The following is a 12,385-nucleotide window of genomic DNA, read 5'->3' as shown; positions in this document are numbered from 1 at the left end:
TCGCTGTTAAATGTCTCACCAACGATTCGTCTACCATAAATATGTTGTTGTAAGATTGAAGTAGTGCACAAGTGCCCTCAAAAACACGCTAACTAACTACCACCCCAGCACGTAAGCAAATACCAATGGTGCAACGATCGTCGCGTCACTTTCAATAATGAACTTTGGCGTTTCGATGCTTAATTTCCCCCACGTGATTTTTTCATTAGGCACTGCTCCCGAATAAGAGCCGTAGCTCGTAGTCGAATCGCTTATTTGACAGAAGTAACTCCAAAAAGGAACATTGTCTTTTTCCAAATCCTGGTGCAACATGGGCACGACACAAATAGGAAAATCTCCGGCAATGCCTCCACCTATCTGAAAGAATCCAATGCCGTCCTTGCCTGAATTTTTTATGTACCAGTCTGCTAACCATGTCATGTATTCGATACCGCTCTTCATGGTTGACGCCTTCAATTCACCGGTGAATACATAAGAAGCAAAGATATTTCCCATGGTAGAGTCTTCCCATCCGGGAACAACCATTGGCATATTCTTTTCCGCGGCCGCAATCATCCACGAGTTTTTTGGGTCAATTTCATAGTACTGCTTTAGATCGCCGCTGTTGAGAAGTCTGAACATAAATTCATGCGGGAAAAGACGTTCACCCTTATCCTCAGCAGTTTTCCAAACATTGAAAAGATGTTTCTGCAATTTTCGAAATGCTTCCTCTTCAGGAATGCAGGTATCCGTTACACGGTTCAAATGATTTTTAAGCAAATCCCATTCTTGTTCAGGTGTTAGGTCCCTGTAATTGGGAATGCGTTTATAATGTGAATGAGCCACCAGGTTCATGATATCTTCTTCGAGGTTCGCACCAGTACATGAAATGATTTGTACTTTGTTCTGACGAATCATTTCAGCAAAGCTAATTCCCAGCTCACCGGTACTCATTGCACCTGCTAGCGTAACCATCATTTTTTTGCCATCAGCGATGTGCTTTTTATACGATTTAGCTGCGTCTACCAATGCGGCCGCATTGAAGTGTAAATAATGCTTTTCAATAAAGCTAGAAATTGGTCCGTTTTGACTCATGGTCCTCGTAATTGGTTGAATGTTGTATTTCGGGCGAAATTAACTAAAAAGGCGGATGTTTATGTTGTATTTTTATAGACTGGAATTGAGAGAAAAAAAGAACGCATGAGCGGAATTAAATTAAGCTTGCTATTAGGTCTTCAACTATTGGGAATTATCTTTTCACATGGTCAGGATAATGATGGCTTCATATTGGTAAAAAAGGACGGCACCACGGCGATCTATGAGCGCTGGATCACCTTCCCAAATTCAGATCCGCCCATCGAAGCCAGGGAAGTGAAAGGTGAATTTTACTTTTACAACACCATGTTCGCCGGACTTAATCTTATACAAGATCAAAGCAAAATCCAGTTATGGCAGAAACACGTGAGTGAGTTTAAAGTTTACCCGCAATCGGATACCATGACGTGGTTAGAGTACTCGTATCATGATATCCCATGGCCTGTGAGCGATCAGGATCATCTATTGAAGTATACCATAGTAGAAGTGATTCCCGGAAAATCTGTGTTCCTGGCGTTTGAATCGCGGGAAAATAAAACGCTTGCACCAGTCCGCAAAGGTGTTACTCGAATGGAGCTTTCTGGAAGCTGGAAATGGGAACAAATCAGCCCTGGAAAAACAAAAGCCACTTATCGTATTTTGTCGAAGCCCATAGGGATACCGAAATGGTTAACGGATCCCATTATACGCAGCAATATCATGACCACCATTGAAGAATACGTTTCCCTGCTGCAGCCTGAGGCCAGCGCAAAATAATCCCTCGTAAATGCTTTTTAACTCTTAGCCTATGCTGCTACATATTGGTAGCATCCAAAAACTATTCCGCCAAAACTGGCCTGTTCACAATTGATTTTGCAGTCGCCTCAAGAATCTCAAAAGCGCTTTCCGCCATTCTGTTTTCGGTATCCAAGGTAGGATTGACCTCTACGATTTCCCAGGCACAAACTTTTGTATTCTTGGCCAGCTCAGCATTTAATATTTTTGCTTCCTCTACGGTCAATCCGTTGGGAACGGGTGTACCAGTACCGGTTGATATGCGTGAGTCAAGCGTATCCACATCAAAGGAAACATAAATCTGGTCACAGTGATCCAGCATTTGCAATGCTTTCTCTGCAATTTTTGCGGCCCCGAGTTTTTTGATATCCTCGGTTTCAATAAAGTTGATGTTGTATTTATTGATCAGGTAATTTTCTGGCTTCTCCAGATCGCGTACCCCTATATATACGATGTCTTCGGGATATACTTTAGGTCCGGGAATACCGACATTTTTTATTTGCTCCCAATATTCCAAAGTTTCGCCGCGGGGATCATTCACCTTGCACTCCAGATTGTCGATGCCGCATGCCATCGAAAGCGCCATGCCATGCATGTTGCCGGATGGTGTAGTAAAAGGGGTATGGATATCGGCGTGCGCGTCAATCCATATCACGCCTAATCGCACTTTAGGGTCGGCTTTTTTTATACCGGCGATAGTTCCGTAGGCGGTACAATGATCACCTGCTATGATCAGTGGAAAATTTTCTTCCCAAATGGTCTCATAAACTTCGAGGCAAACGCGCTCTTCCATTATCATGACACCGTCAATAAACTTGGCATAAGAATGTTTTGCACCATCAAAGAGCAATTCATTAACATTTTCGACTTCTACCGACTCGTATTGCTTAAAAAAGTCGGAATTTAAATCCAGGCTGGCAATTTTTATTGCTTCAACGCCAAGACTAGCGCCGCGTGTACCAGCTCCAATCTCTGACTTCACTTCTATTATCTTCAACTCTTTCACAAAGAATAAAATTAGTTTTTTGAATAAATGGTTAAAAATGAAACACAGCTTTTCCCACAGCCCTTAGAGGTCGGGCAATGCCTTCGTACCGATAAATTTCGGGACAAATGAAAGGGTGGAAAAACGATTAACCATGCGTTCTACGTGTGTATTGCAAAGATGGCAAATTTATCACAATATTGCACCTCTTTCGCCAGCAGCCTAATTGTTTATTGACTGTTAATAGAATAGAAAGAGGATCAAAAAAAGAAACCTTATTTACCAGAAAAAGTTATTGACGGTTAACTAATGATTAACGTCCAAATGATTCAATGAAGAGTTACCGCGAGCTGATTGAGCAGACCTTCGAGTTTCCACAGCGAGAATTTAAGGTTCGAGACCACGAATTGCTGTTTAATGATGTGCCGTTAATGGATATCATTAAACAATATGGCACCCCCCTGAAACTTACGTATCTACCCAGAATAAGCGAAAATATACGTTTTGTACAGGCTACTTTTAACAATGCCATAGAGCGATTTAAGTACAATGGGAAATATACGTACTGTTATTGTACGAAATCTTCTCATTTCGCCTTTGTCATGGAGGAGGCCTTGAAAAACAAGGATGTTCACATGGAAACGTCTTCTTCCTTTGATATTCCCATTGTGCGTGCCCTGTATGAGAAAGGAAAGATTACGAAGGATACCTATGTGATCTGTAACGGATTCAAAATGCCGTTGTATCGTCAATATATCAGCGAAATGCTGAATGACGGATTTCATAACTGCATACCGATCCTGGATAATTTAGGTGAAATTGACTACTATGAAGAAAATGTCAATGTCCCTTATCGGGTAGGAATCAGGGTTGCAGCTGATGAAGAACCAAAGTTTGAATTTTATACCTCAAGACTCGGAATTCGTTATAACGACATCAACTCTTTTTACAAAGAAAAGATAGCCAGCAGCCAAAAAGCAACACTAAAGATGTTGCACTTTTTCATCAATACCGGAATTAAAGACACTGCTTACTACTGGAGTGAATTAAGCCGTTTTATTTTCAAATACTGCGATTTAAAAAAGATCTGCCCTACGCTGGATTCCATCGATATTGGCGGAGGTTTCCCCATTAAAACTTCGCTTACATTCCATTACGACTATAAGTACATGATCGAACAGATCGTTGAAAATATCAAATGGATTTGTGATAAAAACAATGTGCCTGTTCCCAACATTTTTACTGAGTTTGGCAGCTACACTGTTGGAGAAAGTGGTGCAGTTCTATATTCATTGGTTGATCAAAAACTGCAGAACGACAAAGAGCTGTGGTATATGATTGATGGTTCTTTTATAACGCACCTGCCAGACGCATGGGGGTTAAACCAGAAATACATATTGTTAGCCCTCAATAAATGGGACGATCCGTATCATAAAGTAAACATCGGAGGATTAACCTGCGATAGCATGGATTACTACAATTCCGAGGCCCATACGGGAGAAGTATTCCTTCCGATGATCACAGATGAAGAAAAACTTTACATCGGGTTTTTCCATACAGGTGCTTACCAGGAATCGCTGGGAGGTTATGGGGGCATTCAACACTGCCTTATTCCTGCACCAAAACATGTACTGATCGATCGCAATGAAGATGGGGAGATAACGACCAAACTTTTTGCGGACGAACAGACGAGTGAGAGCATGTTAAAAGTGCTCGGCTACAACAAATAATATCAAAGCCTTAATTTGACGTTGAAGGTCTAACGCGCGCTAAGGCGGTTATTTTACTTCTTTATAACCTGCAGGGATCGCAAAATCTGAAGCTGGTAACGACTGCTTCTTGACTTCCGTGGCTTCCATAATCATGGTCATCTCAGGTTGTTTCATTTCCATTTTCAAAGGAACTCCTTCAATCTTGCTGTAAAATAACGCATGCTGGTTTTTATTACCTGCCTGTTGCTGGGCCAGGCTTTTCATATCAAGTCCCTTGATGTCTTTTGTTGTCCAGAAAAACTGTTGGACTTTACGACCTTGAATCGTTGATTCAGCAATATATTTGGTGCATGTATAGTTTAATATCTTAGCAGTCTCGCCAGTCTTAGTTACTTTAACATCTGAGACTTTTACCGTATCCATCCCTTCTAATGACATGACTGAGTATGTTTTGGCTTCACGGTCAATTCTGTAAGAGGTATTCTTATTTTTCAGATACAATACTTCAAAATTAGCCATCATACCGCCCTCCATTTTAGTAAGGGTATTTTGATCTTTCATCTTGAGTACGAATCCTGTTGGCATCATTGAATTGATGTTCCCCCCTTCCGTCATTTTCAGCATTTGTTCCATTTGTGCCTTCATTTGAGGATTCGACTCCATCATTTGTTTAAATTGAGGATCGTTCATCTTTTCCTTCATGGCTTTAATCTGCGCCTGCGTTTCAGGATCATTCATTTTCTTTTGAGCTTCGTCCATTTGCGCTTTAGTGGCTGCGTCCATCTCTGTGGTGACTTTCCAAATAATAGTTCCTTCGAAATTCTGACTCAGAGCGCCGGCTCCGGTTATAATGACGAGTAATAATGCCAGCAGGATAGTTTTCATGTGTCGCAAAAGTTTAATAAGTACTAGAAACAGAATTGGCACAAAATAAATCACTTCATGCAGAACAACCAGCCGGATACGAATTTTAATTGTACATCCATCAACAGGCAGGTGGAATGATTGATATTAAAAAGAGGCATGCCTCCTTAGGCCCCCAATGATGAGTGCCATTAGCCGCGAGACGTGCTAATAACATAGATTGGATGACTTAGGAAGATAAGACCCGCCGTTCTTATTTGCCGAAGGTGTTATCAAAAAGGTTGTTGCTGAATGCAAAGGAAAAATCTATACGAAGTTCCGGATACGAAACTGTTCTACCCATGTATTGCTGAATATGATAACTTCCATCAAGTTTGATGGCAACATTAGTTAAGGGCCTGTATACCAAACCCGCGGAAGGCTTCCAGAAAATTCCATCGTCAGCAAGACCCGCCTCTTCATCGCCGCCATATGTTTTACTTTGTATTGCTTCCGGATGACGCATCCAATCCAGGAACAAATATGGAACGAATTGACCGACGCTGGTTTGAATATTGTAACCTAACCTGATATACCAGGTCTGCACATCGTACTGAATATTGGTTGCAACATCAGCCGTCGTTAGCTCTTCATTCGGAATGTTTTCATTTGATATTAAAAACCTGTCCCGCTGTGTTGCATTTAATTTCGTATTCTGAATCACTGTCAGCACGGCTTCCGGGTCACGAACTGCACTGTGCGAAGCGATATAGTATTCCGTTTGAATAAGAAGTTTTTTACCCAGTTGTTTTTCTAAGAAAAAACCAACAACTGAAAACCGATCGCCTTTCATCCAGGGTAAGATTCCGCCCCTCGGCGACCCATCTCCTAATGCAACCGTTGAAGTGCTTTTCTCATTACTAATGCTAGAGGAATATCCGGAGAAACCCGTAATTAAGGAATTGGTAAAGGATTTATAACGGAGGTCCCACCCGATGGGTATTACTTGCTTTTGAGCTCCACCTTCGCCATTTTCAGTCATTAACGCATAAGAAATCTCTCGTGTTGAATTGCTGAAATTTCCATGAATCATTGCCGATGTTGTCCGTGTCAAAAACAAATGATCCGTATCAAGCATTTCCGGAGCCTCTATCCCAATAAATGTTGGAATTTGATCGAGCCGTTCATTATACAATCCGAATTTTCGATACATTTTTCCGACACGGATTTGGAATGCCTCCTGGATTGAAAAATTTCCCCACGCATTTCTCACCTCAATATGGTCCTCGCTTCCTGAAAGATTAAAGAGATAACTAATCTTATCAGAGAAATTCCCCTTGCCATAAATATGAAAGTTGCGGACGGGTGCCCATTCCACGGGGTCGGAAACACGCCTCACCGATCCGTCATCAAGGGTAGTAGGATAGGCAAAGGTTTTTTGAAGATTGGAATTAATATAGCCGTAGAGGTAAAAATTCCGATCCACGATTTCCAGCTTGAGAAGGTCTTCAAGTGACATATCGAAAAGATCATCACCATCACTCACGTTCGCAGCAGTGGAGTCAACTTGAGCATTGGCAAAAAAGCCATACAGGCATAAAAAGAACAGGGCCACACATTTCTTCATCACATTACCGGTTGAAAAGGCATACGAAAATATGAGACTGGAATCGAACTGAGATTTTATTCCTTTTGATTTCCTTACACCTGTATACTGGGATAACCTTCTGGCAATTTTTGAACATTGATCATGCTTTGAGGTTTACTTTGATATGATTTTTGGTTACTTTCATTTCAGGTTGCCTTCCGTTTAGTCCTCAATTCACTTCGCCTATGAAATGCATCAAGTTTTCATTAAGCGGACTAACCCATTCGTTTTCCAAGACCTCTCTGTCTCGGCCACCATACTTATGCTTGCAACCTCCGGTTCAGAAGGGTTCAATCGTTCACCCTCTTAAACATAAAGCAGTATGAAAATCTACGACGAAAAACACATTAAGAACATTGTTCTGTTAGGGGCGCCAAAGGCCGGCAAAACTTTGCTGGCCGAGGATATGGTTTTTGAAGCTGGTATCACTCATCGGAGAGGTACCATCGACGGAAAGAATACCGTTTCGGATTTCCATGAAATTGAACAAGAGCGAGGCAACTCTGTATTCGCTTCGTCCATGCACACCGAGTGGAGAGATTACAAAATAAATATTATTGACACACCTGGTTTTGATGATTTCATTGGCGAAATCATCACAGCTGTGCGTGTAGCCGACACGTGCGTTATGGTTATTAACGCACAATATGGAGTGGAAGTAGGCACAGCGTTAATTTGGAATTACATTGACCAATTCCAAAAACCGGTAATCTTTGCCATCAACCAGGTTGATCACCCAAAATCAGATTTTGATTCTTCGCTCGCTGCATTGAAAGAACGGTTCGGCAGCGCCGTAGTGCAAATGCAGTACCCCGTAGATCAAGGCGAGAACTTTAATGCAATCATCGATCTTCTAAAAATGGTGATGTATAAATTTCCAGCAGAAGGTGGCAAACCCGAAAAGCTGCCCATTCCTGAATCCGAAAAAGAACGAGCTGAAAGGCTTCATAATGAATTGGTGGAAAAGGCAGCGGAAAATGATGAGAAGCTAATGGAAAAATATTTTGAGCAGGGTACATTAGATGAAGATGAAATGCGGGAGGGCTTAAAACTCGGCATGATCCATCATGATGTTTTTCCTGTATTTGTCATGTCAGCGAAGAAAAACATGGGAAGCGGACGAATGATGGGCTTTATTGATAATGTCGCACCTGCCCCTATTGAAGCGAAACCTGAAATCAAAAATGACGGGACTGAAATAACGATTGATCCAACCAAGCCCACCGTGTTGTTTGTTTTTAAAACTCACCTTGAACCTAATTTGGGGAAACTTTCATTTTTCAAAGTTATCTCCGGAGAAGTAACTACCAATGCCGAGTTGATCAATCATCAAACGGGTACCATTGAACGGTTTCATCAGCTTTTCATTATGGATGGCAAGACCCGAAACCCTGTGGATAAACTTGTTGCAGGTGATATTGGCGCAACCCTTAAGTTAAAAGATACCTATACCAATCAAACGCTTCATGCAAAAGGGTATGATGTGGCCTTAAAGGAAATTGAATTTCCCAAACCAAGGATACGCACCGCGGTCGTAGCGTTAAGTAAAAACGATGATGAAAAAATTGGTGAAGTCTTGCAAAAAATTCATCAGGAAGATCCGACACTCCAAGTTGAATACTCCAAGGACGTAAAGCAGCTTATTGTATCGGGTCAGGGCGAATTACATCTTGCCGTCTGCAAGTGGTTTTTAGAAAATCATTACAAGCTTCATGTATCGTTTAACTCACCACGGATATCCTATCGGGAAACGATTCGAAAATCAGGAACTGCGTCGTATCGACATAAAAAACAATCGGGGGGCGCCGGACAATTTGCAGAGGTACATTTAAAGATTGAACCCTATTATGAAGGTATGCCCGAACCTACAGAGTTTCCCGTGAGAGGGAAAGAAGTTGTCGATCTCGACTGGGGCGGAAAACTCGTGTTCTACAATTGCATCGTGGGAGGCGTTATCGACGCGCGATTTATTCCCTCGATCCTTAAAGGTATTATGGAAAAAATGGAAGAGGGTCCGATCACAGGCTCTTATGTTCGCGATGTAAGGGTAATGGTGTATGATGGAAAAATGCACCCCGTGGATTCAAATGACATATCGTTTAAGATTGCAGGCATGATGGCTTTTAAAGATGCTTTTATGAAATCAGAACCACAACTGCTTGAACCCATTTATGACCTGGAAATTATGGTACCTGAAGATGTGATGGGTGAAGTGATGGGCGACCTGCAAACGCGAAGGTCACTGATCATGGGAATTGACAGCAAAGGAAGTTTTCAAGTCATCAAAGCTAAAACGCCACTTGCGGAACTAGACAAATACTCTACAACTTTAAGATCATTATCACAAGGACGGGCAAATTTCAATCAACGTTTTGCTGAGTTCAGCACAGTGCCGTACGATCTTCAAAATAAATTAGAGAGACAAGCGCATGAACCTGCACTTGTGTAAGGTAAAGATGAGACCCGACCTGCAATAATTCGGGTTTCATTCTTCATGTTAAAGAGAGGCTTTTAAAGACTTGTCAGGGGAATATTCTCTCAGTTTTAGCCTTAAGTGTGCGTGTGTTTTTAGTTTCTTGTTTGTACTTGTAAGCAAATGAAGGGGCAAAAAAATCTATAAGCTTAAAAATCATATTTTCCAAACCATGAAAACGATTGTTTAAAAGATGACTTTTTATAGATTTGTTATAACCCCGCTATTTCTTTGAGTAACGCGATCGTAATTATTCCGACTTACAAAGAGCGCGAAAATATTCGCGCTATCATCGATACCGTCTTTGGGTTAGCAAAAGACTTTCATATTCTTATTGTGGACGACAGTTCTCCTGATGGAACTCCGGAGATTGTCGAGCAAATGCAAAAAGAATACAACACCGACACTGAAACAAAACTTCATTTAGTTAAACGGCCCGGCAAGCTTGGATTAGGCACTGCCTATATTACAGGCTTTAAATATGCCATGGAGAAGGGGTATGATTATATTTTGGAGATGGATGCAGATTTCTCACACGATCCAAAAGACCTTGTTAATTTATACCTCGCGTGCTCCGAACGTGGAAGCGATGTCGCGATTGGATCGCGTTACGCTACAGGTGTGAATGTTGTGAATTGGCCGATTGGCAGAGTTTTGCTTTCATATTTTGCTAGCAGCTATGTTCGTTTGATTACGAGCATGCCTATTCACGATACAACAGCTGGTTTTGTTTGTTACCGCCGAAAAGTTTTAGAAACGATACCGTTAGACAGTGTAAAGTTTGTTGGCTATGCATTTCAGATCGAAATGAAGTTTTTAGCCTGGAAATTTGGATTTATCTTAAAAGAAATACCCATAATTTTTACTGACCGCACTTTAGGCGAGTCGAAAATGTCTCCTGGAATATTTAAAGAAGCTTTCTTTGGTGTCCTTCAAATGACCATTCAAAGTTGGTTTAAGAAGTATATCCCGTTAGGACAATCTTCTTAAACCAAAATTTTTTAACGGTTACTCCTGATACCCGATAAATGTTACGGGCCCAACGTGTGACTTCACAAGCTCAAGATCAGGCTCAGTGATTTCAGCTTCATAGCCGTCTTCTTTTAGCATGTTCAAAATGTCTTCTGCAGCTTCGCGTTGTTTGTAGATATGATAGTCCTCACGTGCAAAAACGGGATAACGTCCCAATTTCTGTTCGCGATCTACAAAATTGAAACCGCACAAGAACAATTTGCTTGAACTGTGTTGAATTCGAAACAAAGGCATTTGCGGATAAGTTTGTATCCACTCTACCACTTCTTCACGCGTTCCTTGAATGATTTCAGTGAGCTTATAGATTTTCATAACTTCACCTTGGTTGGGTTTATCCAACAACCGAAGATCGAAATTGTGAACATAAGCTGACAAGCCTACACATCCACACAATACCATGAGCGGATTTTGAGCATCACCGTGCAATCTCACATCCAGATTCTTTGCACTAAAAAACGCCTGAAGTCTTCTGTTTCGCTTCTGGATCGTGTTGGTTAGATCTGGCCTAACCGGATTTTTGAATTTTAATTGCATAACAATGTAACATTTCGAATAAGGTGGGCTCCTTATAAGAACAAAAATATAAAATTATTTTAAGTTTAAATGATTATTATCAATCAAAACGGATTGCTTTAATCGGATTTATTCTGGCAATAACCATCGTTGGTAACAATAACACGAATGAAACGATAAGAAACGTGAAAATGTTTAACACACCTACGATCTGCCACTCCCAACTGATTGGAACAAAGCTCATGTAGTAGTCATGTGGGTTTAGTTTTACAAGTCTGAATCGGTATTGAAGATAACATAAACCTAATCCAACAATATTTCCCAGAAGCAAACCTTTTGTTATAAGGTTTATGCCGTTGTAAATGAAAATCGAACGGATAAATTTATTACCACCACCTAAAGCTTTCAGCAACCCGATCATCTGGGTACGTTCCATGACCAGTATCAACACAATGGATACAATATTTACAGATACGACAACAAGTATGATGCCTAATAAGATATTCACCTGTCTGCTTAGCAGATTTAACCATTCAAACACCTGAATGTATTTATCATTCACACTTTCGATGTTGAGATCAAAATCCATTGTCTCGCCGATGGCATAGCCAGCTTCCTCGATATCCGAAGGGTTTTTTAAAAAAATCTCTAAACCGCCGGCAAGACTGTCGGACCAGTCATTAAGTCGTTGAATCATGCGTAAATCACCAAGAATAACGTTACTATCAAAATATTCAGCGAGGTTGGTTTCGTATATACCCGATATCGCAAGTTTTCTGACACGCGGCGGATTCTGAAAAAAGTGAACTGTAATTTCATCTCCAACTTTTGCCTGTAGTTTGTTCGATATAATTCTGCTAATGACTACCTGGTTCGAATAACTGGAATCTGGAAAATCAACAAATTTCCCTTCCACCATATTTTCCTGGAAAGCATTTACATCGTAACTCCTTCCTACGCCCTTAACAATAATACCCAGCACTTCATCATCTCCGGTTTTTACCAACCCTGGCTTGTGGGCATATTCCTGCGCATGTTTGATGAAAGGATATTGCTGCGGATTTTTATACAAGTCAACGTAATAATTCATGGGTTGCTCTTCCCTCGAATAGTTCATGGTATACTTCGTTACCGTGAGGTGACCATTGAAACTGTAAATTTTATTCTTAACAGTTTCCTGAAAACCGCGCATGATCAAAAACGAAACTATAACGGCTGCCAATCCTACACCGACAATGATAATGGCGATGGTATGAATGGATGAGGCAAATCCTTGCTTCTGCTCCCGACTGATTCTTTTGGATATGAAATATGAAAGGTTCAAGGGTTAT

The 12,385-nt window shown here is 41.0% G+C and carries 10 protein-coding genes; 4 read left to right on the top strand and 6 right to left on the bottom strand.

Annotation, left to right across the window (positions count from 1 at the left end; all coding sequences use genetic code 11):
- Positions 1–96 precede the first annotated feature (96 nt).
- Positions 97–1,074: a deoxyhypusine synthase family protein gene (locus P2W71_RS08490; protein WP_276369610.1), complete on the bottom strand. Its 978-nt coding sequence runs from the start codon at positions 1,072–1,074 to the stop codon at positions 97–99.
- 105 nt (positions 1,075–1,179) lie between these two features.
- On the opposite strand from P2W71_RS08490, the gene P2W71_RS08485 reads away from it, so the two are divergent.
- Positions 1,180–1,830 (top strand): hypothetical protein, encoded by a 651-nt coding sequence (locus tag P2W71_RS08485; protein ID WP_276369607.1) that lies wholly within the window; start codon positions 1,180–1,182, stop codon positions 1,828–1,830.
- Between the two features lie 61 nt (positions 1,831–1,891).
- Here P2W71_RS08485 and rocF read toward each other — a convergent pair whose 3' ends face one another.
- Positions 1,892–2,854: an arginase gene (gene rocF, locus P2W71_RS08480; protein WP_276369604.1), complete on the bottom strand. Its 963-nt coding sequence runs from the start codon at positions 2,852–2,854 to the stop codon at positions 1,892–1,894.
- A gap of 311 nt (positions 2,855–3,165) precedes the next feature.
- Between rocF and P2W71_RS08475 the strand changes: the two genes are divergently transcribed.
- Positions 3,166–4,563, top strand: coding sequence for an arginine decarboxylase (locus P2W71_RS08475; protein WP_276369602.1), 1,398 nt, complete (start codon positions 3,166–3,168; stop codon positions 4,561–4,563).
- Between the two features lie 48 nt (positions 4,564–4,611).
- Here the strand turns inward: P2W71_RS08475 and P2W71_RS08470 are convergent, their stop codons facing one another.
- Together P2W71_RS08470 and P2W71_RS08465 are read right to left on the bottom strand one after the other, a co-directional pair.
- A complete protein-coding gene (locus tag P2W71_RS08470; RefSeq protein WP_276369599.1) occupies positions 4,612–5,430 on the bottom strand; it encodes a DUF4412 domain-containing protein in 819 nt (272 codons plus the stop codon).
- Positions 5,431–5,662: 232 nt separating this feature from the next.
- Positions 5,663–7,015 carry a hypothetical protein gene (locus P2W71_RS08465; protein ID WP_276369596.1) on the bottom strand — a complete coding sequence of 451 codons (1,353 nt, stop codon included), beginning with the start codon at positions 7,013–7,015 and terminating at the stop codon, positions 5,663–5,665.
- A 343-nt stretch (positions 7,016–7,358) separates the two neighbouring features.
- On the opposite strand from P2W71_RS08465, the gene P2W71_RS08460 reads away from it, so the two are divergent.
- Both P2W71_RS08460 and P2W71_RS08455 read left to right on the top strand, forming a co-directional pair.
- Entirely contained in the window at positions 7,359–9,485 is a 2,127-nt protein-coding gene (locus P2W71_RS08460; protein ID WP_276369593.1) for an elongation factor G, read from the top strand.
- 255 nt (positions 9,486–9,740) lie between these two features.
- A complete protein-coding gene (locus P2W71_RS08455; protein WP_276369591.1) occupies positions 9,741–10,499 on the top strand; it encodes a polyprenol monophosphomannose synthase in 759 nt (252 codons plus the stop codon).
- 18 nt (positions 10,500–10,517) lie between these two features.
- Here P2W71_RS08455 and P2W71_RS08450 read toward each other — a convergent pair whose 3' ends face one another.
- Both P2W71_RS08450 and P2W71_RS08445 read right to left on the bottom strand, forming a co-directional pair.
- Positions 10,518–11,075 carry a hypothetical protein gene (locus P2W71_RS08450; RefSeq protein WP_276369589.1) on the bottom strand — a complete coding sequence of 186 codons (558 nt, stop codon included), beginning with the start codon at positions 11,073–11,075 and terminating at the stop codon, positions 10,518–10,520.
- Positions 11,076–11,154: 79 nt separating this feature from the next.
- Positions 11,155–12,378: an ABC transporter permease gene (locus P2W71_RS08445; protein ID WP_276369587.1), complete on the bottom strand. Its 1,224-nt coding sequence runs from the start codon at positions 12,376–12,378 to the stop codon at positions 11,155–11,157.
- Positions 12,379–12,385 lie beyond the last annotated feature (7 nt).

This window comes from Chryseolinea sp. H1M3-3, assembly GCF_029360725.1.
Taxonomy (GTDB): Bacteria; Bacteroidota; Bacteroidia; order Cytophagales; family Cyclobacteriaceae; genus Chryseolinea.
This window is presented reverse-complemented; position numbering and strand designations above follow the sequence as displayed.

Excerpts from the sequence above, each read along its gene's own strand:
- P2W71_RS08490 (WP_276369610.1), bottom strand. The coding sequence starts at position 1,074 with ATGAGTCAAAACGGACCAATTTCTAGCTTTATTGAAAAGCATTATTTA.
- P2W71_RS08485 (WP_276369607.1), top strand. The coding sequence starts at position 1,180 with ATGAGCGGAATTAAATTAAGCTTGCTATTAGGTCTTCAACTATTGGGA.
- P2W71_RS08475 (WP_276369602.1), top strand. The coding sequence starts at position 3,166 with ATGAAGAGTTACCGCGAGCTGATTGAGCAGACCTTCGAGTTTCCACAG.
- P2W71_RS08470 (WP_276369599.1), bottom strand. The coding sequence starts at position 5,430 with ATGAAAACTATCCTGCTGGCATTATTACTCGTCATTATAACCGGAGCC.
- P2W71_RS08465 (WP_276369596.1), bottom strand. The coding sequence starts at position 7,015 with ATGAAGAAATGTGTGGCCCTGTTCTTTTTATGCCTGTATGGCTTTTTT.
- P2W71_RS08460 (WP_276369593.1), top strand. The coding sequence starts at position 7,359 with ATGAAAATCTACGACGAAAAACACATTAAGAACATTGTTCTGTTAGGG.
- P2W71_RS08450 (WP_276369589.1), bottom strand. The coding sequence starts at position 11,075 with ATGCAATTAAAATTCAAAAATCCGGTTAGGCCAGATCTAACCAACACG.